The sequence below is a fragment of the Sphingomonas sp. AC435 genome (assembly GCF_979253005.1).
The window spans coordinates 414,561-440,145 of sequence record NZ_CEEDCJ010000004.1 but is presented as its reverse complement, the minus strand read 5'-3'; the positions used below and the strand labels follow the sequence as shown (position 1 = coordinate 440,145).

General features: G+C 66.4%; 26 protein-coding genes. 11 read left to right on the top strand and 15 right to left on the bottom strand.

Annotated elements, in window-relative coordinates; all coding sequences use genetic code 11:
• Positions 1-18 precede the first annotated feature (18 nt).
• From AC0CH8_RS11110 to clpX, 3 genes are all read left to right on the top strand, one after another.
• A complete protein-coding gene (locus AC0CH8_RS11110) occupies positions 19-966 on the top strand; it encodes a glycosyltransferase family 2 protein (RefSeq protein ID WP_465239919.1) in 948 nt (315 codons plus the stop codon).
• Positions 967-1,022: 56 nt separating this feature from the next.
• Entirely contained in the window at positions 1,023-1,712 is a 690-nt protein-coding gene (locus AC0CH8_RS11105; RefSeq protein ID WP_055843520.1) for an ATP-dependent Clp protease proteolytic subunit, read from the top strand.
• A 130-nt stretch (positions 1,713-1,842) separates the two neighbouring features.
• Positions 1,843-3,111 (top strand): ATP-dependent Clp protease ATP-binding subunit ClpX, encoded by a 1,269-nt coding sequence (gene clpX / locus AC0CH8_RS11100; protein WP_055843518.1) that lies wholly within the window; start codon positions 1,843-1,845, stop codon positions 3,109-3,111.
• Between the two features lie 51 nt (positions 3,112-3,162).
• On the opposite strand, the gene AC0CH8_RS11095 is transcribed toward clpX, so the two are convergent.
• The 5 genes from AC0CH8_RS11095 to AC0CH8_RS11075 all read right to left on the bottom strand — a co-directional run bounded on the left by AC0CH8_RS11095 (position 3,163) and on the right by AC0CH8_RS11075 (position 7,049).
• Positions 3,163-5,058, bottom strand: a complete 1,896-nt coding sequence (locus tag AC0CH8_RS11095; RefSeq protein ID WP_465239918.1) for a M48 family metallopeptidase — start codon at positions 5,056-5,058, stop codon at positions 3,163-3,165.
• A 144-nt stretch (positions 5,059-5,202) separates the two neighbouring features.
• The gene (gene rplI / locus AC0CH8_RS11090; RefSeq protein WP_204193420.1) at positions 5,203-5,811 is read right to left on the bottom strand and encodes a 50S ribosomal protein L9; all 609 of its coding nucleotides are present in this window, start codon (positions 5,809-5,811) and stop codon (positions 5,203-5,205) included.
• A gap of 12 nt (positions 5,812-5,823) precedes the next feature.
• Entirely contained in the window at positions 5,824-6,048 is a 225-nt protein-coding gene (gene rpsR, locus AC0CH8_RS11085; RefSeq protein WP_007403456.1) for a 30S ribosomal protein S18, read from the bottom strand.
• Entirely contained in the window at positions 6,048-6,500 is a 453-nt protein-coding gene (rpsF, locus tag AC0CH8_RS11080; RefSeq protein ID WP_204193418.1) for a 30S ribosomal protein S6, read from the bottom strand. The genes rpsR and rpsF overlap by 1 nt, the downstream gene beginning before the upstream one ends.
• Before the next feature lie 141 nt (positions 6,501-6,641).
• Entirely contained in the window at positions 6,642-7,049 is a 408-nt protein-coding gene (locus AC0CH8_RS11075; RefSeq protein WP_465239917.1) for an RcnB family protein, read from the bottom strand.
• Positions 7,050-7,242: 193 nt separating this feature from the next.
• Here AC0CH8_RS11075 and fabD point away from each other — a divergent pair, with 193 nt between their 5' ends.
• The 5 genes from fabD (at position 7,243) to mltG (ending at position 11,665) form a co-directional block, all read left to right on the top strand.
• A complete protein-coding gene (gene fabD, locus AC0CH8_RS11070; protein ID WP_465239916.1) occupies positions 7,243-8,202 on the top strand; it encodes an ACP S-malonyltransferase in 960 nt (319 codons plus the stop codon).
• Between the two features lie 36 nt (positions 8,203-8,238).
• Positions 8,239-8,976: a 3-oxoacyl-[acyl-carrier-protein] reductase gene (fabG, locus tag AC0CH8_RS11065; protein ID WP_204193410.1), complete on the top strand. Its 738-nt coding sequence runs from the start codon at positions 8,239-8,241 to the stop codon at positions 8,974-8,976.
• A 119-nt stretch (positions 8,977-9,095) separates the two neighbouring features.
• On the top strand, positions 9,096-9,332 hold the full coding sequence (locus tag AC0CH8_RS11060) for an acyl carrier protein (RefSeq protein WP_055843503.1): 237 nt from the start codon (positions 9,096-9,098) through the stop codon (positions 9,330-9,332).
• 103 nt (positions 9,333-9,435) lie between these two features.
• Positions 9,436-10,695: a beta-ketoacyl-ACP synthase II gene (gene fabF, locus AC0CH8_RS11055; protein WP_465239915.1), complete on the top strand. Its 1,260-nt coding sequence runs from the start codon at positions 9,436-9,438 to the stop codon at positions 10,693-10,695.
• Between the two features lie 4 nt (positions 10,696-10,699).
• Positions 10,700-11,665 (top strand): endolytic transglycosylase MltG, encoded by a 966-nt coding sequence (mltG, locus tag AC0CH8_RS11050; protein WP_204193407.1) that lies wholly within the window; start codon positions 10,700-10,702, stop codon positions 11,663-11,665.
• 122 nt (positions 11,666-11,787) lie between these two features.
• On the opposite strand, the gene eda is transcribed toward mltG, so the two are convergent.
• The 9 genes from eda to AC0CH8_RS11005 form a co-directional block, all read right to left on the bottom strand.
• Positions 11,788-12,372 carry a bifunctional 4-hydroxy-2-oxoglutarate aldolase/2-dehydro-3-deoxy-phosphogluconate aldolase gene (eda, locus tag AC0CH8_RS11045; RefSeq protein WP_465239984.1) on the bottom strand — a complete coding sequence of 195 codons (585 nt, stop codon included), beginning with the start codon at positions 12,370-12,372 and terminating at the stop codon, positions 11,788-11,790.
• A 14-nt stretch (positions 12,373-12,386) separates the two neighbouring features.
• Positions 12,387-13,355, bottom strand: a complete 969-nt coding sequence (glk, locus tag AC0CH8_RS11040) for a glucokinase (RefSeq protein WP_465239914.1) — start codon at positions 13,353-13,355, stop codon at positions 12,387-12,389.
• A gap of 51 nt (positions 13,356-13,406) precedes the next feature.
• The gene (gene edd, locus AC0CH8_RS11035) at positions 13,407-15,221 is read right to left on the bottom strand and encodes a phosphogluconate dehydratase (protein ID WP_465239913.1); all 1,815 of its coding nucleotides are present in this window, start codon (positions 15,219-15,221) and stop codon (positions 13,407-13,409) included.
• A gap of 21 nt (positions 15,222-15,242) precedes the next feature.
• Positions 15,243-15,947 carry a 6-phosphogluconolactonase gene (gene pgl / locus AC0CH8_RS11030; protein WP_465239912.1) on the bottom strand — a complete coding sequence of 235 codons (705 nt, stop codon included), beginning with the start codon at positions 15,945-15,947 and terminating at the stop codon, positions 15,243-15,245.
• Between the two features lie 104 nt (positions 15,948-16,051).
• Entirely contained in the window at positions 16,052-16,636 is a 585-nt protein-coding gene (locus AC0CH8_RS11025) for a hypothetical protein (RefSeq protein ID WP_465239911.1), read from the bottom strand.
• Positions 16,637-16,769: 133 nt separating this feature from the next.
• Positions 16,770-18,233: a glucose-6-phosphate dehydrogenase gene (gene zwf / locus AC0CH8_RS11020; RefSeq protein ID WP_465239910.1), complete on the bottom strand. Its 1,464-nt coding sequence runs from the start codon at positions 18,231-18,233 to the stop codon at positions 16,770-16,772.
• 10 nt (positions 18,234-18,243) lie between these two features.
• The gene (gene argC / locus AC0CH8_RS11015) at positions 18,244-19,170 is read right to left on the bottom strand and encodes an N-acetyl-gamma-glutamyl-phosphate reductase (RefSeq protein ID WP_465239909.1); all 927 of its coding nucleotides are present in this window, start codon (positions 19,168-19,170) and stop codon (positions 18,244-18,246) included.
• Entirely contained in the window at positions 19,167-19,439 is a 273-nt protein-coding gene (locus AC0CH8_RS11010; protein ID WP_204193394.1) for a hypothetical protein, read from the bottom strand. Before AC0CH8_RS11010 ends, argC begins: the two co-directional genes overlap by 4 nt.
• Before the next feature lie 28 nt (positions 19,440-19,467).
• Positions 19,468-19,812: a MarR family transcriptional regulator gene (locus tag AC0CH8_RS11005; RefSeq protein WP_204193392.1), complete on the bottom strand. Its 345-nt coding sequence runs from the start codon at positions 19,810-19,812 to the stop codon at positions 19,468-19,470.
• 231 nt (positions 19,813-20,043) lie between these two features.
• On the opposite strand from AC0CH8_RS11005, the gene secG reads away from it, so the two are divergent.
• Together secG and AC0CH8_RS10995 are read left to right on the top strand one after the other, a co-directional pair.
• Complete coding sequence (gene secG, locus AC0CH8_RS11000) at positions 20,044-20,439, top strand: preprotein translocase subunit SecG (RefSeq protein WP_465239908.1); 396 nt, start codon at positions 20,044-20,046, stop codon at positions 20,437-20,439.
• 88 nt (positions 20,440-20,527) lie between these two features.
• Positions 20,528-22,162 carry a CTP synthase gene (locus AC0CH8_RS10995; RefSeq protein WP_204193384.1) on the top strand — a complete coding sequence of 545 codons (1,635 nt, stop codon included), beginning with the start codon at positions 20,528-20,530 and terminating at the stop codon, positions 22,160-22,162.
• Between the two features lie 148 nt (positions 22,163-22,310).
• On the opposite strand, the gene AC0CH8_RS10990 is transcribed toward AC0CH8_RS10995, so the two are convergent.
• Positions 22,311-22,787 carry an Hsp20 family protein gene (locus AC0CH8_RS10990; protein WP_204193382.1) on the bottom strand — a complete coding sequence of 159 codons (477 nt, stop codon included), beginning with the start codon at positions 22,785-22,787 and terminating at the stop codon, positions 22,311-22,313.
• Between the two features lie 237 nt (positions 22,788-23,024).
• On the opposite strand from AC0CH8_RS10990, the gene AC0CH8_RS10985 reads away from it, so the two are divergent.
• Positions 23,025-25,475, top strand: a complete 2,451-nt coding sequence (locus AC0CH8_RS10985) for a TonB-dependent receptor (RefSeq protein WP_465239907.1) — start codon at positions 23,025-23,027, stop codon at positions 25,473-25,475.
• The last annotated feature ends 110 nt before the right edge of the window (positions 25,476-25,585 follow it).

Sequence of the window (25,585 nt, the reverse complement as noted above, 5' to 3'; positions counted from 1 at the left end):
AAGCAGAGGGCAGGGCGGATGACCGCGCCCATCACTCCGGGCGTGCGCGTCGCCGTCCTGCTCCCCTGCTTCAACGAGGAAGCGGCGATCGTCCAGACGATCGCCGGCTTCCGCGCTGCGCTCCCCGGCGCGGCGATCTACGTCTACGACAACAACAGTACCGACCGGACCGTCGAACTTGCGCGCGGGGCCGGTGCCGTCGTCCGGCGGGAGCGTATCCAGGGCAAGGGCGCGGTCGTCCGGCGGATGTTCGCCGATGTCGACGCCGACGTGTATGTGATGGCGGATGGCGATGCGACCTACGACGCCGCCTCCGCCCCGGCGCTGGTCGATCGCCTGCTCGCCGAACAGCTCGACATGATCGTCGGCAGCCGTGTCAGCCAGGTGCAGGAATCCTATCGGCGCGGCCACCGCTTCGGCAACGCGCTGCTGACCGGCATGCTCGCACGGCTGTTCGGGCGCAGCTTCACCGACATCCTGTCCGGCTACCGTGTCTTCTCGCGCCGGTTCGTGAAGAGCTTCCCGGCACTGTCGGCGGGGTTCGAGATCGAGACGGAAATCAGCGTCCACGCGCTGGAACTGCGGATGCCCTGCGCCGAGGTCGAGACGCCTTATTATGCGCGTCCCGAAGGTTCGGCGTCGAAGCTCAGCACGTACGGCGACGGCTGGCGCATCCTGTCGACGATCCTGACGCTGTATAGGATCGAACGGCCGGTGCTCTATTTCGGCACGCTCGGCGGTGTTCTGGCGCTCATCGCATTCGCCTTGGCGGTGCCGCTCGCGCTGACCTATGCCGCGACCGGGCTGGTGCCGCGCTTCCCGACGGCGATCCTCGTCACCGGGCTGGGGATCGTCGCCGCCTTGTGCCTGTTCGCCGGCCTGATCCTTGATACGGTGGTGCGTGGGCGGCGCGAAGTCCGGCGACTGTTCTATCTCGCGCAGCCGGCACCGCCCGGCGGGGCTTGAACTCGCCGACAGGGCGCGCGACATAGCGTGTTCTTCAGGGCATCAGAGAGTATCCCATGCACAATCCGTTCGAGACCGGCGATTTCGCGAGCCCGCTGATGAGCGCCGGCCTCGGCCTGCATCAGACCCAGGCGGGTCTGGTCCCCATCGTGATCGAACAGTCGAACCGCGGCGAGCGTTCCTTCGACATCTTCTCGCGTCTGCTGCGCGAGCGGATCATCTTCGTGACGGGTGGTGTCGAGGACGGCATGGCCAGCCTCATCACCGCACAGCTGCTCTTCCTCGAGTCCGAGAACCCGAAGAAGGACATCTTCATGTACATCAACTCGCCGGGCGGCGTCGTCACGGCGGGCATGGCGATCCACGATACGATGCAGTATATCCGGCCGCGGGTCGGCACGGTCTGCGTCGGCCAGGCGGCGTCGATGGGCAGCTTCCTGCTAGCGGCCGGTGAACCGGGTATGCGCGTGGCGCTGACCAATGCCCGCATCATGATCCACCAGCCGTCGGGCGGTGCGCAAGGCATGGCCGCGGACATCGAGATCCAGGCGCGCGAGATTCTTCGCATGCGTCATGACCTCAATACGCTGTACGCCAAGTACACCGGCAAGCCGCTGGAGGAGATCGAGCGGGCGATGGATCGCGACAAGTTCATGTCGACCGAGGAAGCCAAGGCGTTCGGCCTGATCGACGAGGTCTTCGACAAGCGGCCGATGCCTTCGGAGGACATGGCCGCGGCGGCCTGACCCCATGCAGCGGCGGGACGATGTTAACGACCCGCCGCTACCGTGTTTTGGCCGTTGTGGTTTGCGCACTGGCCGGGCTACGATGTCCGGCCCATATAGGACGGGGAAACTCGTCCCAAGGAAGGTTTGAATGACGAAGCTGAGCGGTGGCGACTCCAAGAGCACCCTCTACTGCTCGTTCTGCGGCAAGTCGCAGCACGAGGTGCGCAAGCTGATCGCGGGTCCCACCGTCTTCATCTGCGACGAGTGCGTGGAGCTTTGCAACGACATCATCCGCGAGGAGACGAAGTCGGCGTTGGTGTCCAAGAAGGACGGCGGCGTGCCGACCCCGCAGGAGATCTGCAACGTCCTGGACGATTATGTGATCGGCCAGAAGCAGGCCAAGCGCGTGCTCTCCGTGGCGGTCCATAACCACTATAAGCGCCTGAACCACGGCGCGAAGGGTGCGGACGTCGAACTCGCAAAGTCGAACATCCTGCTCGTCGGGCCGACCGGTTGCGGCAAGACGCTGCTGGCGCAGACATTGGCCCGCATCCTCGACGTGCCGTTCACGATGGCCGACGCCACGACGCTGACCGAGGCCGGCTATGTCGGTGAGGATGTCGAGAACATCATCCTGAAGCTGTTGCAGGCGAGCGACTACAACGTCGAGCGGGCGCAGCGCGGCATCGTCTACATCGACGAGATCGACAAGATCAGCCGCAAGGCCGAGAACCCGTCGATCACCCGCGACGTGTCGGGCGAGGGCGTTCAGCAGGCCCTGCTGAAGCTGATGGAGGGTACCACCGCCAGCGTCCCGCCGCAGGGTGGCCGCAAGCATCCGCAGCAGGAATTCCTGCAGGTCGACACGACGAACATCCTGTTCATCTGCGGCGGCGCGTTCAGCGGGCTGGAGAAGATCATCGGCGATCGTCTTCAGGGCAAGTCGATCGGCTTCGGCGCCTATGTCGCCAGCCCGGAGGAGCGCCGCACCGGCGATGTGCTGCGCTCGACCGAGCCGGAGGATCTGCTGAAGTTCGGTCTGATCCCCGAGTTCGTCGGTCGTCTGCCGGTGATCGCGACGCTGGAGGATCTCGACGTCAGCGCGCTGGTGAAGATTCTCAAGGAGCCGAAGAACGCACTGGTCAAGCAGTACCAGAAGCTGTTCGAGATGGAGCAGGTCGATCTCGGCTTCACCGACGACGCGTTGGTGTCGGTCGCCAAGAAGGGCATCGAGCGCAAGACCGGCGCCCGCGGCCTGCGGTCGATCCTGGAGGCGATCCTGCTCGACACGATGTTCGACCTGCCGGGCATGGACGGTGTCGACGAGGTGATGATCGACAAGGACGTGGTGGAGGGCCGCAAGGAACCCATCCGCGTCTACGCCGAGAAGAAGCAGAAGGACGGCGCGGCGGCTTAGCAGGTCGTCACGCGGTATCTGAAAGGGGCGTCGGGTGACCGGCGCCCCTTTCTACATCCAGGGAAAGCGCGACTGTTTGCGATCGATGATCCTGCTGTTCGGCAGTGCCTTGATCCGCTTCGTCAGCCAGCGTCGGCTGCGACTCATCTCGATGCCGATCAAGTCGCCGGCAGGCAGCATGGTATCCACGAGTCTGTCGAGCACCCCGACTCCCGTGTAACCGTGGGCGGCTGCAAAAACGAAGACGGTCTGCGGCTTGGAGGTGTGAGTCAGGTCACGAACGGCGACGTAAAGCGCGGCGACTCCCTCCACGTCTGCGACCAGTGCCGACACCCGCTCGCGAAGGGCTTCGTCCGCCGCGCGCAGGCGGGCGGTTTCGTCGATGGCATTGGCCTCGGCGGTCGCCAGCGCTTCGGCCGCCTCGGCCTGTGCCAGTAACGGCAGATAGGCTTCCGCGTCCTGCCCTTGAGCCCGGCGGAAGTCGATGATCCGGCGATAGGCGTGGGGTAACAGCCCCGGCTCGGCGTGTCCCGCCTCCAGTAAAATTGCTGTGCCCGCTTCGTCATCGAGATCAAGCAGCATGTCGCCGTAGCGGAACCGCGCATCCTGCGCGCTCGGGTGGTGGCGGAGCACGATCGCATAGGCGCGCGCCGCCGGTTCCGCGCCGTCCAGCCGCTCGGTCAGCCAGGCATGCCGATACAGCGCCTCCCGCTCGGTCTCACCCAACGTGATCCGCTCCGCCAGCGCCGCCTGTTCTGCGCGTTCCTCCTGCCGTTCGCGATAGTCGTGCTTCCACACATCGTCCGCCCAATCATGCCACTCCGCATCGAACTGCGTCGTCGCGAGAGGCAGCGCCGGCCCCAGCAGCGTCACGGCCGGGGTGGCGAGAGGGGGCGGCAAGGTTGCGCTGCGACCCAGTGCGTGAAGGCGTTGCGCCAGCGTCGGGTGCGTGTCGTCGAGATCGGCCACGGCGCGCAACTCGCGGTCGAGCACGTCCCGATCGGCATCATCCTCCATCTGGAATACGCTGGCCGCTGTGTCGTGAGGAGAAGCGGGAGGATCGTCCCGTTCGACCGATTGGCTCCAGATCGCGGACCACGCGCTGCCATAGCGGACGGACTGAACGGTGATCCTGATAAGCGCGTTGGCGATGGTCTCCGCGCTCGTTGCCCGCGCCGCGACCGCGTCGGCCTCATACTCCTGCTGCCGCGCCAGCACGAAGCTGTAGGATGCGAACCACGGCCCATACCACCTGAAGAACCGGCGGAGCAGACCCGATACGATTCCGTCGGGCATCCGTTCCGCGATCTGCGCCCAGCGCCGGCGGATGCGATAGACGAAGCCCGACGAGTGACCATGCTTCCCGACGAAATGGCCGAACTCGTGCGCAATGACCCCGGCGACCTCATCAGAGGTCAATGCCTGCAACAAGGGAAGACCAAGATAGAGGGTGTTTCGCGCGCCGACGATGACGAACCGCGCTTCCTGCGTGATCGCGGCGTTCATCTGATCGGTCAGCCGGATCGCGTGGATCGGCGGTCCGCCTGTTGCACACCTGACCCGATCGACCATCGCGAACAGGTCCGGGGACTCGCTGGCGGAGAGCGCGATGCCGTCCGGCGCCACACGCGGAACCCACAAAGCGCGAACCAACCCGAAGGCCAGCGCTCCGAAGACGAAGGCGAATTTCAATGCGACGGCGGCACCCTTGCCGGTGGTCACGATCAGGATGACCATCAACACCGTCAGTCCGACCAGAAGCGCGAGCAGGGCGGTCAAGACCACATAGGCGACAAGACCCGCCGCCACGACACGCCGTCGATAGCCGTCGCCGTCTCGCGCCGCGAACTGCTCGAGCCGCGCGATCATCGGTCCGTGACGCGGATCGAGCGCGATCGTTTGTCCCCAGCCCTGTTGAGGCGGCTCCCCCACCGAGATCGTCTTCATCGTCGCCCCCCGGTGCGGACCATGCCGCGGGCAAGGATCGTCGATCAAGCCCGCGTCTTGGTCTTCCCGTGCCACGCCGGCACGAAAAAGGCCGCCCGGATTGCTCCGGGCGGCCTGTTCCTAGGCTAGAAGGGCGTCGGGCGATCAGCCCTGCGCCTGCTCCCCGTCCGCACGTGCGTCGTCTGACTGGACCTCGGCGGTCGCGCCCGGCTCGGCGTTCGGATCGTAATCCTCAGTGAAGCCGGCCTCGTCACGCTCGAACATCGATGCCATGACATCGACGCCCTGCGCCTGCATCTCGGCCTCTTCGGGCGAGCGCGCGACGTTGACCTTGACGGCCACCGACACTTCCGGGTGCAGCGCGACCTTGACCTCGTACACGCCGATCGACTTGATCGGCTTGTCGAGGACGATCTGGTTCTTGGCGACCTTGTGGCCGTCCGCTTCCAGAGCCTCGATCAGATCGCGAACCGCGACCGAGCCGTACAGCTGACCGGTGTTCGATGCCTGACGGATCAGGGTGACCGATGCGTCCTTGAACGAACCGGCGTCCTTCTCGGCGTCCGAACGACGCGAAGCGTTGTCGGCCTCGATGCGCGCGCGGTTGGCCTCGAAAACCTTCTTGTTCGACTCGTTGGCGCGCAGCGCCTTCTTGCGCGGCAGCAGGAAGTTGCGGGCGAAACCGTCCTTCACCTTCACCACGTCGCCGATGGCGCCGAGCTTCTCGACGCGCTCAAGCAGAATAACGTCCATATCCCGGACTCCTTACTTCACGACGTAGGGCAGGAGGCCCAGATGACGCGCACGCTTGATCGCCTGGGCGAGCTCGCGCTGCTTCTTGGCGCTCACCGAGGTGATGCGCGACGGCACGATCTTGCCGCGCTCGGACACGAAGCCCTGCAGCAGACGGACGTCCTTATAGTCGATCCGCGGTGCGTCCTTCGCGGAGAAGGGGCAGCTCTTGCGACGACGGAAAAACGGGCGAGCCATTATGCGGCCTCCTCTTCACGGTCACGACGGGGCGCACGATCACCACGATCGCCACCACGGTCCGGGCGATCTCCGCGCGGGCCGCCGTCACGGCCACCCTCACGGTCGCCACGACGCTCGCGGTCGCGCTCCTGCTTGCGCATCATCGCCGACGGGCCTTCCTCCAGCTCGTCCACGCGGACGGTCATGAAGCGGATCACGTCTTCGTTGATCTGGGTCTGACGCTCCAGCTCGGCGACCACGCCCGCGGGCGCGTCGATCTCGAGCATGACGTAATGCGCCTTGCGGTTCTTGGCGATCTTGTACGCCAGCGAACGGAGGCCCCAGGTTTCGGTCTTCACGACCTTGCCCTGATTGTCCTGCACGATCTTGGTGGCGGCTTCCGCCAGCGCGTCCACCTGCGCCTGTGCCAGATCCTGGCGCGCAAGGAACACGTGCTCGTATAGAGCCATGTCTTACCTTCATGTTGGCCGATCGCTGACGCCGCCCCGTGCGGTCGCCCCTCCGGCTGTCTTCATACGGAAAGGGTGGGAAGCCACGCTCCCCACCCGATCTATTCGCGTCCCTATACCAACGCGGTCGAAAGGCAAGCCTTACCGCACCGCACCGGCGATCACCGCGGCGATGACGCCGCTGGCGACGGCGACCAGCACCGCATCGTTGCCGGACTGATAATAGCGGTACCCGCGGGGTGGGGCGCGCAGTCCGCGATACTGGCGGTAATCGATCTGGCGATAGTTGCGGGCATAGCGGCGGTCGAACCGCTCACCCTTGCGCCAGTTGCGATACTGGTTCGCCCGCAGCCCACGCTGCTGACCATAGTCCCGACCATATTGCTCGCGCACGACGGTGCGCTTCGTCACGGTGCGGCGGCCATTGTCGCGCTCGCGGACGACCACTGTCTCGCGACGCTGCTGGGCCGGGGCGGCTTCGGCGGCGCTGGCCATCACGGGGCCGGTGGCGATCGTCGCGGCGAGAGCGGCGAGGAGGAACTTCTTCATGATCTGTCTCCCGATGAATGCGGCGCCGTGTCTCTCGGCGTCCAGAGTGAAATGGGCCCCGATTGTCGCAGACCTAGCGACGCGGAGGCGCGAAATGGTCGCCATCTGTCGCAGGTGCGTCGGCATCGTTCAGGTTGCCTCACCCCGCGCCGGGCCGTAATGCCGCGCGCTTCACGGACATCAGGAGAGGCCGATGCGCGCGTTCATCTTTCCCGGACAGGGCAGCCAGGCGGTCGGCATGGGCAAGGCGCTGAACGACGCCAGCCCCGCGGCCCGCGCGGTGTTTCAGGAGGTCGACGAGGCGCTGGGCCAGCATCTGTTCCGGCTGATGAGCGACGGTCCTGCCGACGACCTGACGCTGACGGAGAACGCCCAGCCCGCGATCATGGCGAATGCCTTGGCGACTCTGGCGGTGCTGGAGCGGGAGGCGGGCGTCAGCCTGTCCGACAAGGCGGACTATGTCGCGGGCCATTCCCTCGGAGAATATAGCGCGCTGGCGGCCGCGAAGGCGTTCGATCTGCCGACGACGGCACGCCTGCTGAAGCTGCGCGGCCGGGCGATGCAGGCGGCGGTGCCGGTGGGCGAGGGGGCGATGGCGGCCTTGCTCGGCGCCGACATCGACAAGGCGCGGACGATCGCCGGCGCGGCGGTCGATGCGATCCTGGCGGAGGGCGGTGAGGAGCTGGTCTGCACCGTCGCGAACGACAACGATCCGTCGCAGGTGGTGATCTCCGGGCATCGTGCCGCCGTCGAGCGCGCGGTTGCGCTGGCGAAGGAACTGGGCGCGAAGCGCGCGGTGTTGCTGCCCGTGTCCGCCCCGTTCCATTGCCCGCTGATGCAGCCCGCCGCCGACGCGATGGACGCGGCGCTGGCGGAGGCGAAGATTTCCGCGCCGCTGGTTCCGGTCTTCGCCAACGTCGATGCGGTCGCGATCGCGGACCCCGGCGCGATCCGCGTCGCGCTGGTCCAGCAGGTCACGGGCATGGTCCGCTGGCGCGAATCGGTGCTGGCGATGGCCGAGGCGGGCGTGACGCAATTCGTCGAGTTCGGCGGCAAGGTCCTGACCCCGATGGTCAAGCGCATCGCCCCCGACGTCGACGCGATCAGCGTCGTGACGATGGACGATGTCGAGCAATTGCTGAAGAAGCTGTGATCACTCGTCGGACTGCAAGCTAAGCTGGAGAAGCACATGTTCGATCTCACAGGTATGACCGCCCTCGTTACCGGGGCATCCGGCGGGATCGGCTCCGCGATCGCGCGGGGGTTGGCGGCGCAGGGCGCGCGCCTTGCCGTCTCGGGGTCCAACGTCGCCAAGCTGGAGGCGTTTCTGGAGACGCTGGGCGGCGATCACGTCGCGCTGGCGTGCGACCTGTCCGATGCCGCGCAGGTCGATGCGCTGGTGCCGCAGGCGGTGGCGAAGCTCGGGCGGCTCGACATCCTCGTCAACAACGCCGGCGTCACCCGCGACAATCTCGCGATGCGGATGAAGGACGAGGAGTGGGATACCGTCATCCGCGTCAATCTGGAGGCCGCGTTCCGCCTGATCCGTGCGGCGGCCAAGCCGATGATGAAGGCGCGGTTCGGGCGCGTCGTGTCGATCACCTCCGTCGTCGGCCAGACCGGCAATCCGGGGCAGGCGAACTATGCCGCGTCCAAGGCCGGCCTTGTCGGCATGTCGAAGGCGCTGGCGCAGGAGCTGGCCAGCCGCAACATCACCGTCAACTGCGTCGCCCCCGGCTTCATCCGCTCGGCGATGACCGATGGCCTGCCGGAGGCGCAGAAGGCCGCGCTGACGCAGCGCATCCCGGCGGGCGATCTGGGCACCGGTGAGGACATCGCTGCCGCCGTCGTCTATCTCGCCAGCCGCGAGGCCGGCTACGTCACCGGTCAGACCATCCACGTCAACGGCGGCATGGCGATGATCTGAAGCGCTCAGCACCACAGGACGTGCCGGATGCGCGCCAGACATGCTCTTGCCAGCGCATCCCCTGCGTTCTACGTGCGTTCAGGAAACTACAACACTCTACGAAACGAAGAGGGACTACCATGAGCGAGACCGCCGACCGCGTGAAGAAGATCGTCGTCGAGCATCTCGGCGTCGAGGCCGACAAGGTGACCGAGGACGCGAGCTTCATCGACGATCTGGGCGCAGACAGCCTCGACATCGTCGAGCTGGTGATGGCCTTCGAGGAAGAGTTCGGGGTCGAAATCCCCGACGACGCCGCCGAGAAGATCACGACCGTCAAGGACGCGATCACGTACATCGACGAGCACAAGTCGTAAGATACTGACAGACCCGGCCCATAGGGCAGGGGTTCCGAACGGCTTCCCGTCCCCGCGTAGAGGGCGGGAGGCCGTTTTGGTATGAACGGAATGGAGTAAGAGCATGCGGCGTGTCGTCGTGACCGGATTGGGCCTCGTGACGCCGCTCGGCGCGGACGTCGAGACGGCCTGGGCGAACATATTGGCGGGCAAGTCGGGCGCCGGCCCGATCACGCGCTTCGACGCATCCGACCAAGTGTGTCGTATCGCCTGCGAAGTGAAGCGCCCGGACCACGAATATGGCTTCGATCCCGGCAAGCGCGTCGACCACAAGGTCCAGCGCCAGGTCGATCCGTTCATCGTCTACGGCATCGATGCCGCGGGACAGGCGCTGGAGGATGCCGGTTTGACCGAGATGACGGTCGAGGAAAGCTGGCGCGCGGGCTGTTCGATCGGGTCGGGCATCGGCGGGCTGCCAGGTATCGAGAGCGAGTCGCTGGTGCTGCACCAGAAGGGTCCGCGCCGCGTATCGCCGCACTTCGTTCACGGCCGCCTCATCAACCTCATCTCCGGGCAGGTTTCGATCAAATATGGCCTGCGGGGGCCGAACCACGCGGTCGTCACGGCCTGCTCGACCGGCGCGCACGCGATCGGCGACGCCGCGCGAATGATCGCGATGGACGATGCCGACGTGATGCTGGCGGGCGGTGCGGAGAGCACGGTCTGCCCGCTCGGCATCGCCGGGTTCGCACAGGCTCGCGCACTGTCGACGGCGTTCAACGACCAGCCTGAAAAGGCGTCGCGTCCCTACGATAAGGACCGCGACGGCTTCGTCATGGGCGAGGGTGCCGGCATCGTATGCCTTGAGGAATACGAGCACGCCAAGGCGCGCGGTGCGAAGATCTATGCCGAGGTGATCGGTTACGGCCTGTCGGGCGACGCCTATCATGTCACCGCGCCGCATCCGGAGGGCGACGGCGCGTTCCGGTCGATGCAGATGGCGCTGAAGAAGGCCGGTCTGGAGCCCAAGGACATCGATTATATCAACGCGCATGGCACCTCGACGCCGATGGGCGACGAGCTGGAACTGGGCGCGGTGCGACGGCTGTTCGGCGATGCGATGCAGACGGTATCGATGTCGTCGACCAAGTCGGCGATCGGGCATCTGCTCGGCGGCGCTGGCGCGGTCGAGTCGATCTTCTGCATCCTCGCGATGCGCGATCAGATCGTGCCGCCGACGCTTAATCTCGACAATCCCAGCGACAGCTGCGTCGGCGTCGATCTCGTGCCGCATGTCGCCAAGAAGCGTTCGGTGAAGGCGGTGTTGAACAACTCGTTCGGCTTCGGCGGCACCAACGCGTCGCTGGTGATGCGCGCGATCTGATCCGATGCGCAAACTCGGCTGCCTCGTCCTGCTGATCGCAGCCATCGTCGTCGGCGCCCTTGTCGCGACGAATATGTGGGCGGGGGCGGGGCCATCCGACAAGCCGCTCGCGGTCGTGGTGCCGGAGGGGGCGAGCCTCGCCCGCGCCGCGACCGAACTGGAGAAGGCGGGCGCGATCCGCTCCGCCTCGCGGTTCCGGCTGTTCGCGCGGGTATTTGGCGGCGGGGGGTCGATCAAGGCGGGCGAGTATGCGATCCCGGCCGGTGCGAGCCAGTCGGACATCCTGACGCTGCTGGAGGAGGGCAAGGTCCGCCAGCGCCTCGTCGCGGTGCCGGAGGGATATCCGTCGGTGCTGGTGCATGACGCCGTCGCCCGTGCCGACGGGCTCACCGGGGACGTCGCCGTGCCACGCGAAGGTTCGGTGCTGCCCGACAGCTACGCCTATCAACGCGGCGATACGCGCGCGGCGGTGGTGGCGCGCATGCAGAAGGCGATGCGCGATTACCTCGCCACGGCATGGGCGAAGCGCAAGCCGGGCATTGCCGTGACGACGCCCGAACAGGCGATCATCCTCGCCTCGATCGTCGAGAAGGAAACCGGCAAGCCCGCCGAACGCCGCACCGTTGCGGCGGTCTATGGCAACCGCCTGCGCATCGGCATGCCGCTTCAGGCCGATCCGACCGTGATCTATCCGATCACCAAGGGGCGTCCGCTCGGCCGGCGCATCCGCGTGTCGGAACTGCGGGCGAAGAACGGCTACAACACCTACGCCAGCGCTGGCCTGCCGGCCGGCCCGATCGCCAATCCGGGTCGTGCTTCGATCGATGCTGTGCTCGATCCGGCACCGAGCCGGGCGCTGTACTTCGTCGCGGACGGCACCGGGGGGCATGTCTTCGCCGACACGCTGCCGCAGCATAATGCCAACGTGCAGAAGTGGTACGCAATCAGGCGCTCGCGCGGGGAGATGTAAGGCGAACGCCTAGCTCGCTTCCATTTCGGGAGAGGCCGGGGGAGGTCTTCGCTGCACGCGCGTAGCTGCTGGAGAAACCCTCCCCCAACCCCTCCCGCGAGCGGGAGGGGAGCGAGAAGGAGTTACCCCCGCAACGCCGCCGCCGAACGCGCCTTCGCCTCGACCTCGGCCATCGTGCCGCCCGTCACCCAGCTTCCCCCCACGCACTCGACCGGCCCGAACGCCAGCCAGTCGCGCGCGCTCGCCTCGGTCACGCCACCCGTGGGGCAGAACCGGCACTGGTTGAACGGCGCGGCGAGCGCCTTCAGCGCCTTCAGGCCGCCGCTCGTCTCCGCGGGGAAGAACTTGAACTCGGTCAGGCCCATGTCCAACCCGCGCATGATGTCGCCCGCCGTCGCGATGCCGGGCAGGAACGGCACGCCGGAGCGGACGATCACGTCGCCCAGACGTTCCGACAGACCCGGCGACACGATGAACTCCGCACCGACTCCCATCACCTGTTCGAACTGGTCGGTGTTGACGACGGTCCCCGCGCCGACGATCGCGCCCTCCACCTTCTTCATCTCCACGATCGCATCGATCGCGGCGGGAGTACGCATCGTCACCTCCAGCACGCGCAGGCCGCCGGCGACCAGCGCTTCCGCCAGCGGGCGGGCGGTCGCGGCATCGTCGATCACCAGTACGGGGATGACGGCGCTGGTCCGCATGATGTCGAGAATGGTCACTGGCTATGCTCCTGCGCGAAGGCGGCCGCGGCGCCGAACAGGCCGGGCTGGGGATGGGTGATGAGCTTGACGGGCATTCCGGCCATCATCGACTGGAACCGACCCTTGGCAACGAAGCGCTGGTCGAAACCGGAACGTAGCAGCTTATCCTTGATCCGCAGGCCGAGCCCGCCCGCGATCACCACCGAATTCGCACCCTGCGCCAACGCCAGATCGCCCGCGACCGCGCCGAGCGCGAGGCAGAACCGGTCGAGCGCGGCGAGGGCGATCGAGTCGGTCCCGTCCAGCGCCTCCGCCCAGATCGTCTTGTCGTCCCGGCTCGGCACCGCGCGCCCTTCGAGTTCGGCCAGCGTCTCGTAGATCGCCACGATGCCCGGCCCTGCGACGATGCGCTCGCACGATACGCGTGTGAAGGTCCTGCGCAGCCGCTTCGTGATGGCGTCCTCGATCGTGTCGAGCGGCGCATAGTCGATGTGTCCACCCTCGGTCGGCAGGACGTAATAGCGGCTGTCGGTCTTCAGCACCTGCGCGACGCCGAGCCCGGTGCCCGGTCCGCACACAGTGGTCACACCCTTTTTAGGCAACGGCACGTCGGGCCCGCACAGATGCACGAAGTCATCGTCCGACAGCTGTGCGACCGCGTGACCAACCGCCGCGAAGTCGTTGACGACGGTCCATTTGTCGACGTTCAGCCGCTCGTGAATCAACGACGGTCGGATCACCCAGGGATTGTTGGTCAGGCGGATGACGTCGCCAGTGATCGGTCCGGCAATGGAGATGCCGGCGAAGCGGGGCAGGGGTTTGCCGTGCTGCGCCTCATACGCCTGCCACGCGGTTTGCAGCGACGCGTGTTCCGCCGTCTTCTGCGTCACCACGTCCCCCAGGCTGACGACGCGGCCGTCCTCGACCTCCGCGATCGCGAACCGCGCGTGCGTACCGCCGAGGTCGACTGCCACCATCTCCATGCCGTCACTCTCCTGTTATTACGGCTTATTGTCTTCAGGCCGTTCGGCCGCTCAGAGCCCTGCGCCGGCCAGAACCGCCGACGCACCCTTTTCCGCCTCGTCCGCCTGCGCGCGGAACATCCCGAACAGCTCGCGGCCGAAGCCCGTCGCGGGCGGTGGTGCGGCGTCGAGCGTGCGCGCTTCCCACTCGGCCGCGTCGACCAGCGCGGTCAGCATGCCCGACACCGCATCGACCCGGATCAGGTCGCCGTCGCGGATGCGGCCGATCGCGCCGCCGCCCAGCGCCTCGGGCGAACAATGGATCGCGCACGGCACCTTGCCGCTCGCACCCGACATGCGGCCATCGGTCACCAGCGCGACCTTGAAGCCGCGGTTCTGGAGCACGCCGAGGGGCGGCGTCAGCTTGTGCAGTTCGGGCATCCCGTTCGCGCGCGGACCCTGAAAACGGACGACGACCACGACGTCCTGTTCCAGCTCGCCACGCTGAAACGCCGCGATCACGTCCAGCTGGTCGTCGAACACGCGCGCGGGTGCCTCGATCACCCAGCGCTCTCGGTCGACCGCCGACACCTTGATGCAGGCACGGCCGATGTTGCCCGCGAGAATGCGCATGCCGCCATCGGCAGAGAAGGGTTGCGCGACCGGTCGCAGGATCGTCTCGTCGCCGCTCGCACCGGGATCGGTCCATGTCAGCACATCGCCATCCAATCCCGGCTTCGCACCGTAAGCGGACAGGCTTTCACCCGACACCGTCATGATGTCGTCGTGCAAATATCCCGCGCCGATCAGTTCGCGGATCACGAAGGGCATCCCGCCCGCCGCCTCGAACGCGTTCACATCGGCGGAGCCATTGGGATACACGCGCGCGATCAGCGGCACCGCCGCCGACAACCGGTCAAAATCCTCCCAGTCGATCACGATTCCCGCCGCGCGCGCGATGGCGGGGATGTGCATCAGGTGGTTCGTCGAGCCGCCGGTCGCCAGCAAACCAACCGCGGCGTTGACGATCGATCGCTCGTCGACGCACCAGCCGAGCGGGCGATACTCGTCGCCGCGCTGGCCGATCGCCGCCAGCCGGTGGACCGCCGCACGCGTCAGTTCCTGACGCAGCTTGGTGCCGGGATTGACGAACGCGGCACCCGGCATGTGCAGGCCCATCACTTCCATCATCATCTGGTTGGTGTTGGCGGTGCCGTAGAAGGTGCAGGTACCCTTGCCGTGATAGGCCTGGATCTCCGCGTCCAGCAGTTCCTCGCGGCTGGCGTCCCCGACCGCGAAACGCTCGCGCACCGCCGCCTTGGCCTTGTTCGGCAGGCCGGTGGGCATCGGCCCGCCGGGGATCAGGATCGTCGGCAGATGCCCGAAGCGCAGGGCGCCCATCAACAGGCCGGGCACGATCTTGTCGCAGATACCAAGCAGCGCCGCACCCTCGAACGTACCGTGGCTCAGCGCGACCGCCGTCGACAGCGCGATCGTGTCGCGGCTGAACAGCGACAGCTCCATGCCGGCATAGCCCTGCGTCACGCCGTCGCACATCGCCGGCGTCGCGCCCGCGACCTGCGCGGTCGCGCCGACCTCGCGCGCCCAGACCTTCATCTGTTCGGGGTAGCGGTAATACACCGCATGCGCCGACAGCATGTCGTTATAGGCGGTGACGAGGCCGATATTCATGCCGCGATCGGCCTTCATCGCCTCGCGGTCTTCATCGGTCCCCGCATAGGCGTGCGCCAGGTTCGCGCAGCCCAGATTGGGCCGGCGCACCGCGTTCTCGCATTCGCGATCGATCAGGTCGAGATAGGTGCGCCGCCCCGGCTGCGACCGCTCGACGATCCGCTGCGTGACGGCGGCGACCGCTGCGTGGATCATCCTACTTGCTCCGGTACCAATTCACTTGCTCCAGTGGACGTCGATCGGGAGTTCGACATCGGCGAGCACGCGGCCGATCGGGTAGGGGGATGACGGACCCTGCTCGATCGCCTGTTCCAGCACCTTGCGCTTGGCGTCGCCGGTGATCGCGATCATCAGCGCCTTGGACGACGCGATCGCCGACTTGGACAGCGTGACGCGCGCGACGGGGGCCTCGGGCGGCAGCGGGTCGGGCATGACACCCAGTGCGCGGCGCTCCTTCGGACCGTTCATCGCCTCGTCGAAATCGACGCCGGGAAATATCGACGCGGTATGTCCGTCGCCGCCCATGCCCAGCAGGCAGAAATCGAGCGGCCAGTGAAGGTCTTGCATCAGCGCATCGGCGGAACGGCCGGCGGCCTTATAGTCCTTCGTCGCCTCCGGCACGATCGGCATCACCCGCGCGCCCTTTGGCAGGAAGATCTTGGCGAGCGCGGTGACGTTCGACAGCGGATCGCCCAGCTTCACCACCCGCTCGTCGGTCGGGATGATCGTGACCTTCTTCCAGTCCAGCTTGGCCTGCGCCAGCTTTTCATAGGCCGGGAAGGGCGTCTTACCGCCCGCCAGCGCGATCACCGCGGACCCGCGGGCGTCCAGCGCACTCTCGATCACGAACTGCACGTCGCCGGCGATGGCGTCGGCCAACTCGCTCGCGTCCTCGTAATCCCACCACTCGATCTCGGTCATCAGGCTCTCCGTCGCGCCCTGCGGCGCCAGTCGAGCGACCGTTAGACGGATGGGGCGAAAGGGGGAACCCGCATACGTATGGATGGTGCCGTGGCGCGGCGACGCTACCTGTCGAGCCTGCCGACCGGCTGCTGCTGGCAGTCGCCGATGCGATTGCCCTTGATCGACCAGCGCCGCCCTTCCGGTCTTGAGCCGTCGGGCGTTATGGGTTCACGGCGGGAGGCGAAGTCCATCTTCAGAAGCGTGGCACCGTATCGCCCGGTTACAGTGAGGACGTCGCGAGCGGGTGTGACGGTGGGGAAGCCGGAGGGTTGCGATGCCGTCATGGTGCTGCCGGTGCAGGTCTGATCGGCCTTCAGTTTAGCGTTGCCGAGCCGGATCGTGAGAGGACGGCAATTCATCGTTCCCGACGATTCCATCCGTCCCTGACCGATGAGCAATCGCAACAGCGGCTCGACATCGGTGTCGGGCAGGCAGAAGCGCCACGTCCGGTTCGACCCGGTGGCCTGCATCTTGTCCAAATTCGTGTCGATGGCGCCGAAATAATAGGATCGCGAAAGATCGAGTTGCCATTCGCCACTCTGCATCCGGCGGACGTCCTTGGGCGCCTCGACGATAATCTCGTCCGGCTGCTGCTCGGCCTGCTGACCAGCGACGGCGCTCGCCAAGCTGCCGGCAACCCCCAGCACGGCCAGCGATGCGGCCCGAACGATGAATGACATGCGCCTGCTATCCTCCAAGCACGCGAGGCTAGCAGCGTGGCGACGCGAAACAAGTGTTCACCAGCGGTAGCGTTGCGATCGGTTCCGACGACCGATCGGCTCAGTCGTCCTGCCAGGTCACGCCGTCGCGTTCGGTCAGCGCGATTGCCGCACTTGGCCCCCAGCTGCCCGACGCATACGCCTTCGGCTTCATACCATTGGCGGTCCACCCGGCGCGGATCGCATCGACCCAGGTCCATTGTGCCTCCACCTCGTCGCGGCGCACGAACAGCGTCTGGTCACCCTCGATCAGGTCGAGCAGCAGGCGTTCGTAGGCGATCCGGCGGCGCGTACCCGCGAACTCGGAATCCAGCGACAGATTCAGCGGCACCTCGCGCAGGCGGATACCCTCGCGATCGAGGCCGGGCTCCTTCGCCATCACGAGCAACTGCACATACTCTTCGGGCTGGAGCCGGATGATGAGCATATTGGGCTGCAACAGCCCGCCGCGATTGCCGAACATCGAGTGCGGCACCGGCTTGAACTGGATCGCGATCTCCGACCGGCGCGCGGCCATGCGCTTGCCGGTGCGCAGGTAGAAGGGCACGCCCTGCCACCGCCAGTTGTCGACATGCGCCTTGATCGCGACGAACGTCTCCGTCGTCGACGGCTTGCCGAGTTCGTCGGTGTAACTGTGGACGATCTCGCCCTTCACCGCGCCCTCGCCATATTGCCCGGTGACGGTGCAGTTCGGTGCCTCCTCCGGCGTCATCAGGCGCAGGCTGCGGAACACCTTCGCCTTTTCGTCGCGGATCGCGGTGCCGTCGAACCGGGCAGGGGGCTCCATCGCGATCAGCGCGACGAGTTGCAGGATATGGTTCTGCACCATGTCGCGCAGCGCGCCCGCGGTTTCGTAGTAGCCGGCACGTTCCTCCAGCCCGACCGTCTCGGCGATCGTAATCTGCACGTTGTCGATGCCCTGCGCATTCCACACCGGCTCGAAGAACGAATTGCCGAAACGCAGCGCGAGGATGTTCTGCACCGTCTCCTTGCCCAGATAATGGTCGATGCGGAACGTGCGCTCTTCGGGGAAACCTACCGCGACCGCATCGTTGATCTCGCGGCTCGACGCGAGGTCGTACCCGAGCGGCTTTTCCAGCCCGATCCGCACCGTCTCACCCGCAAGCCCGACCGATTCCAGCCCGGTGATCGCCGCCTCGAACAACGAAGGCGCGGTCGAGAGGTAGATGGCGAGGCCACCCGACACGTCGCCGACCTTCTCCGCCAGCGGACCGAAGCTGGAATGATCCGACAGGTCGATCGCCTGATAGAAGAGGCGTTCGAGAAAGCCGCCGACCGCGGCCTCGTCCTTGCGATCCTCGGGCAGGAACTCGTCCAGCGCCTTCTTCGCGAAGTCGCGGTACGCCTCGTCGGTATAGGCCGACCGCGCCGACCCGGTGATCGTCAGCCCCTCAGGCAACAGACCGTCCGCGTGCAGCCCGTAGAGCGACGGCAGCAGCATGCGCTGCGCCAGATCGCCGGTGGCACCGAACAGCAGCAGCTTGGCGACGGGGTTGCGCGTCATGGCGTACCTTTCAGGAGACGAGGCCGGCGAGGGGGTCGAGCCCCGCCATGATATTGAGGTTCTGGACCGCGGCACCGCCGGCACCTTTGCCCAGATTGTCGAGCGTCGCGATCAGCCGCACCTGTCCACCGGCGTCGTTGCCGCGCACGCGCAGGGTCAGCCGATCGGTGCCGGCATGCTCCTCGATCGCGATGCCGCTCAGCCCGTCGTCGGCGACGCGGACCAGCGGTTGTCCGTCATACGCGCGCGCCAGCACGTCGCGCACAGCAGCGACGGTCGGGCGGTTCGGCATGGCGGCGAGATTGAGCGGCACCTCGACCACCATCCCCTGACGCAGCGCCGCGACGGCAGGCGCGAACAGCGGTGCATGTGAAAGCCCGGAATGTACCGTCATCTCCGGCACATGCTTGTGCGCCAGATCGAGTGCATAGGCACGGAACGACGGCGGGCTCACCTGATCCTCATATTCGGCGATCATCGCCTTGCCGCCGCCGGAATAGCCGGACACCGCGTTGACCGTCACCGGCCAGTCCGCCGGCAATAACCCGGTACGGACCAGCGGCCGCACCAGCGCAAGGAAGCCGGTCGGATAGCAGCCCGGATTGGACACCCGCCTGGCGGCAGCAATGTGATCCGCACCGTCGGGCTCGAGCTCGGGAAAACCATAGGTCCAGCCGGGCGCGACCCGGTGAGCGGAGGATGCGTCGATCACGCGGGGGCGATCGCTCGCGATCAGCGCCACCGCTTCCTTGGCCGCCTCGTCCGGCAGGCACAGGATCACGAAATCGGCATCGTTCAACGCCTCGGCGCGCGCCGACGGGTCCTTGCGCCGCGCCTCGTCCAGCGTGACCACCGACAGGTCGGTCCGTCCCGCCAGTCGATCGCGGATATCGAGCCCCGTCGTGCCCGCCGCGCCGTCGATGAAGACGCTCGTCACGCGAGCGCCGCGACGGGCAGATAGCCGACCAGGCCGCGACCGGGGGCAACGCCCCACGCCGTATCGCCGATCACGTCGAGCAATTCGAACGCATCGCCTGCACCCAACTCGGCCAGAACTTCCGAATCACCTTTGCGGTCGAGGCGCAGGAGCGACACCGTCGACAGCCGCCGCTCGACGGGCGCTGCATAATGCGGCGCGAATACGCGATCTGCCAATCGGACGTCGGCAAGATCGGGCCGCACCGCATGCGTTCGTGGATCGAGCACGACCGACCTCCCGGCCAACGCGAAAATGTTACGCGACGGCCCCGACGAGCCGCTTGGATGCGCCGGAGCGGGGGGCGGGGGGCTGTCCTTCGCCGATGAATTGCCCGAACTCTTCAAGAAACTCTGCCCCCTCGGAAGTACGCGCGACGAAGATATTGCGCTTGTCGCTGTCGTCGCGTTGGCGGCGGAGATAGCCGAGCGTACCCAGCCTGTTCAAGGCGCGCGTCACGACCGGCTTCGACACGTTCAGCGCCCGCGCCAGTCCGCGCACCGTATGCGGCCCCGGTTTCAGGTACACGAGCAGCAGCAGCGCCATCTGCCGATTGGTCAGATCGGGTTCACCCGAACGGACATAATCGACCAGGGCGGTCATCCAGGTAGCCAAAGCGTGGGGATCGGATGCTGGCACAGGGGTCTTCCGCTAATCCACCCGGTCGACGGCGCACCGATCGGGCTTCGTTTCGTTGTCATAACGCCGCGGTAACCGGCAGGTTTCCTCGCTTGCCGCGGGATTCGGGGGTGAGGCAGGGATTCGGGGCGTTTATGTTGATAGACGGGGAAGGGTCGCCTATGTGCCGCCCTTCACTGGCTGTCCGGGTTCTCCATGTTCGTCTTCCTCCTCGTCATCCACGCCATCATCGCTGCGGCGCTCGTCACGGTGATTCTGATGCAGCGGTCGGAGGGTGGCGGCCTCGGTATGGGCGGCAGCCCGTCGGGCCTGATGTCCGCGCGCGGTGCGGCCGATTTCCTGACGCGGGCGACCTCGGTGCTGGCGACGGGGTTCGTCGTGTTCTCGATCGTGCTCGCCGGCTATTCCGCGACGCGCCGGGTGACGACGATCGATACCTCGCTGGCCCGTCGTCCAACTGCGCCGGCACCGCAGAACAATGCGGTGCCGAACACCCCGGCCAAGGGTCAGGTGACGACCGGTGCCGGCGCGCCCGTCGCGGTCGGTCCGGGCAGCCCGGCGGACAACGCTTCGGTCCCGCTCGCCAACTAACATTCCATCGCAAATCGTCGGACCGGTGCCCGCGCACGTTCGCGGGCGCTTGTCGCGCGTGCCCCATCCAAGCTAGGCGTTCTGTCCCATGACGCGGTACATTTTCATCACCGGCGGCGTGGTCTCGTCGCTCGGCAAGGGCCTCATGGCGGCCTCCCTCGCGGCGTTGCTTCAGGCGCGCGGCTACAATGTCCGGATCCGGAAGTTCGACCCGTATCTGAACGTCGATCCGGGCACGATGAGCCCGTATCAGCACGGCGAAGTATACGTCACCGACGACGGCGCGGAGACCGACCTCGATCTCGGCCATTACGAGCGGTTCACCGGCGTCGCCGCGCACCAATCGGACAATGTCACGTCGGGTCGCATCTATCAGCAGATCATCGCGCGGGAGCGGCGCGGTGATTATCTCGGCGCCACGGTGCAGGTCGTCCCGCACGTCACCGACGCGATCAAGGCGTTTGCGCAGGCCGATGTCGAGGGCCTCGACTTCGTGCTGTGCGAGATCGGCGGCACGGTCGGCGACATCGAGTCGCTTCCCTTCATCGAGGCGATCCGCCAGCTCAAGAACGAACTGGGTCGTGGTCGCTCGATCAGCGTTCACGTCACATTGGTGCCGTACATCGCCGCCGCGGGCGAACTGAAGACCAAGCCGACCCAGCATTCGGTGCGCGAGATCGCCGCACTGGGCGTCGCGCCGGACGTGCTGGTCTGCCGCTGCGAACATCCGCTGCCCGAGTCGGACCGCGCCAAGATCGCGCTGTTCTGCAACGTGCCCGCGAGTGCGGTCATCCCCGCGCTCGACGCCAAGAGCATCTACGCGGTGCCGCTCCAATACCATGCCGAGGGACTTGATTCGGAGGTGTTGAAGGCGTTCGGCATCGAACCCGGTGCGCCGCCCGAATTGTCCCGCTGGACCGAGATCGTCGATCGCCTGACCAACCCAGAGGGCGAGGTGACGGTCGGCGTCGTCGGCAAATATGTCGGCCTTCAGGACGCCTACAAGTCGCTCAACGAGGCGCTGGTCCACGGCGGCATCGCCAACAAGGTGAAGGTCAACGTCCGCTGGATCGACGCGGAGCTGTTCGAGGGCCCCGACGGCGACATCGCCGCGCATCTGGAACCCTGCCACGCCATCCTCGTGCCGGGCGCATTCGGGGAGCGCGGCGCGGAGGGCAAGATCGCCAGCGTCCGCTTCGCGCGCGAACGCAACGTGCCCTACTTCGGAATCTGCTTCGGGATGCAGATGGCCTGTATCGAGGGTGCGCGCGACCTCGCCGGCATCGCAGACGCCTCGTCCACCGAGTTCGGCCCCACGGACGAGCCGGTCGTCGGCCTCATTACCGAATGGATGGGCCGCGCCGGTCTCGAAAAGCGCGAGGAGCAGGGCGACCTCGGCGGCACGATGCGGCTGGGCTCGTACGACGCCACGCTCGCGGGCAACAGCGTCGTCGCGTCGATCTATGGCGGCACCGCCATCCAGGAACGCCATCGCCACCGCTACGAGGTGAACACCCACTATCGGGACGCGCTGGAAGAGGGCGGACTGGTGTTCAGCGGCATGTCGCCTGATGGGACGTTGCCGGAGATCGTCGAGCGGCCGGATCACCCGTGGTTCGTCGGCGTCCAGTTCCACCCGGAACTCAAGTCCAAACCCTTCGACCCGCATCCCCTGTTCGCCAGCTTCATCGAAGCCGCGGTGAAGCAGAGCCGGCTGGTCTGAGAGCGAAACGTTACCCGGCAGGGAACCGTCACCCCGGCGTTCGCTCGGGTGACGGCTGAGGGCCGACCCCAGAAAACGAAGGCGCCCGGACCTTTCGGCCCGGACGCCCCGCGACGCCTGGAAAAGGGAGAAACAGGCGCCGAGCTTGTTACGCGGCCTGTGCCTCGTCGTGAGCGGCGGTGTCGCTCGCCTCGACGGCGGCCAGCGGTGCGCCCGTCTTGATCGCGATGCTCTTCGGCTTCATCGCCTCCGGAACCTCGCGGACGAGGTCGATGACGAGCAGGCCGTCGTTCAGCCGCGCATCCTCCACGAACACGAAGTCCGCGAGTTCGAAGCGGCGCTCGAAAGAGCGGGTCGCGATACCGACATGGACGAAGTTCGCGTTCGGTTTGTCGTCCTTCTTCCCCGCGACGAGCAGCATGTTCTGCTGTGCGGTGATCTCGATCTCGTCGCGACCGAAGCCAGCCACCGCCAGCGTGATGCGGTAACGGTCGTCGGCGATCCGTTCGAGGTTGAAGGGCGGGTAGTTCTCGGCCGCCGCGCCGCGCGCGTTGGTTTCGAGAAGGTCGAACAGCCGGTCGAAGCCGATGGTCGAACGGCGATAGGGGGTCAGGTCGAGTCGCATATCAAATCCTCCGATGAGCGAGTTGAAGTCGAGGCATCCGCCGTGGCGCGATGCCCGGTACGGCCCGTCAGCGGCACCGCACGGATCAGGATTTGGTGTGTTGAAAGCCCCCTTCAAGAGCCTGTCGAACCTGATTTTTTGCGCCCACGAAGCTGAACTTCGCCGGGGCCAAGGCGAAGCTTCGTTGAACATCCAGTAAATTGGTGGAGTTTGCGGGCAGGTTCATGGGAGATACCGATGTCGTTGACGCTTGCCCTGCTGCTCGCCGGCCAGATCGCTGCGCCGCCCGCCGGGCAGGAGCCTGCGCCTGTCAGCCCCGGCGTTCAGGCGACCGCGCCTGACGATACACCGGCCGAAGGCGAAGTCGGCCGCACCGGGCCCGCCGTCGCCAGCCCCGGCGGCGACATCGTCGTGACGGCACGCCGCCGTGCCGAGACGGTGCAGAGCGTGCCGATCGCCATCGCCGTCATCGGCGGCTCCGCGATCGCGGAGACGGGCGCGTACAATGTCAGCCGCATCACGCAGCTTCAGCCGACGCTGCAATTCTATTCGACGAACCCGCGCAATTCCGCCGCCAACATCCGCGGCCTCGGCGCACCGTTCGGATTAACCAACGACGGCATCGAACAGGGCGTCGGCATCTATGTCGATCAGGTCTATTACAGCCGCATCGCCTCGGCGACGTTCGACTTTACCGATACCGAGCGGATCGAGATCCTGCGCGGGCCGCAGGGGACGTTGTACGGCAAGAACACCACCGCCGGTGCGATCAACATCACCACGCGCCCGCCCAGCTTCACGCCGGAGGCGCGCGCGGAAGTCACCGGCGGCAATCTCGATTTCTTCCAGGGCAAGGCGTCGATCAGCGGGCCGTTGGTCGCGGATCGCATCGCCGCGCGCCTGTCCGCCTCGGTCACCACCCGCCGCGGGACGATCTACAACGTTCGCACCGACGAGTATCTGAATAGCCAGGACAATATTGGCCTGCGCGGGCAGATGCTGTTCCGCGCCACGCCCGACCTCGATCTGACGCTCTACGCGGACTACAACCGCCAGAACCCGAATTGCTGCGTCCAATATTACGCCCGCACCGGCGCGACGCAGCGACCGACGATCCGCCAATATGCCGCGCTCGCGGCAGCGCAGGGCTATGTCGTGCCCTCGACCAACGCGTTCGACCGCGTCACGGACGTCGATACCGACCTGCGCGCCAAGCAGGAACTCGGCGGCCTGTCGCTGGTCGCCAACTGGGACCTTGGCGCCTCGACGCTGACCTCGGTGACGGCATGGCGGTTCTGGCACTGGGATCCTTCGAACGACCGCGATTTCATCGGCCTGCCGATCACCACCGTCTCCGCCAATCCCTCACAGCAGAGCCAGTTCAGTCAGGAGCTGCGGATCGGCTCCAACGGGACCAACGCGGTCGATTACACGCTCGGCGCGTTCTATTTCTACCAGACGATCGATACGCAGGGGCTGCAGGTGCAGGGCCCGGCGGCCAGCGCCTTCCTGCTCAACCCCACCAGCGCCGGCGGCCGCGATCCCGCGACCCTCAACGGGCTGACCTCGCGCAATACGATCGGCTTCACCAACACCTCGGCGGCGTTGTTCGGGAAGCTGACCTGGCATGCCCGCGAGGCGTTCTCGATTTCCCCCGGCCTGCGCGTCAATTACGACAAGAAGGACGGGTCCTATGTGTCGGTCGTGACGAACGGTGCGGGCAGCACGACGCTGACCAGCGACCAGCGCAGTGTGCTCGCGCCGCAAACCTATGAGCCCTCGTTCGACAATTGGAACGTGTCGGGCGACATCACCGCCGCCTACACCGTCACACCCGATATCCACGCCTATGCGACCTATGCGCGCAGCTACAAATCGGGTGGCATCAATCTGTCCGGCCTGCCGCTGGACGGGAACAACAACCCGATCCTCGCCGCGGCCACCGTCGAGCCGGAAAAGGTCAACCATTTCGAATTGGGCCTGAAGACGCAGTTCGCCGATCGCCGCGCGACGGTGAACCTTGCGGCGTTCTGGACCGAGATCGACGATTATCAGGCGACGGTGACGAACGGACAGCTCGGCGTGCTGCGCGGCTACCTGGCGAATGCTGGCAAGGTCCGGACGCGCGGCATCGAGTTCGACAGCGCCTTCCGCCCGACGTCCCGCTTCAACGTCTACGTCAACGGCGCTTGGACCGACGCCAAATACGTGAAGTTCGTCGACGCGCCGTGCCCGCCCGAACTGTCCGGCGGCACGACGGCGACGGCAAGCAACCCGGCAACCCCGGCCGGCACGGGCACGGTCAGCCCCGCCGCCTGCGACATCTCCGGGCAACGTCTGCCCGGCGTGTCTAAATGGGCGTTCTCCTACGGCGCGGAATACGACTTGCCGGCGCGCTTCGCGGGCCTTGATGGTCAGTTTTATCTGGGATATGACGGCAGCTACCGCTCGCGCTTCTCGTCCAATCCGTCACGGTCGCTGTACACCGACATCAACGGCTATGCGCTTAGCAACTTCCGATTGGGCTTCAAGGCGAAGGACAGCTGGAACGTGTTCGGGTGGCTGCGCAACGCCTTCGATCGCAACTATTACGAGGTGCTCGCGCTGCAGTCCGGCAGCACCGGCCTCGTCGTCGGCCAGCCCGGCGATCCGCGGACTTACGGCTTGACCGTATCGCGGAGTTTCTGAGCGGATGTAGCTTGGCGAGATTCACGCAGGTCAGGTTTCAGTGTCGTGCCGGGCCAGTCCCGGCATCCACGGTGCCGCATGCGCGTCTTTCGGTTGGCTCGCTGATAGGC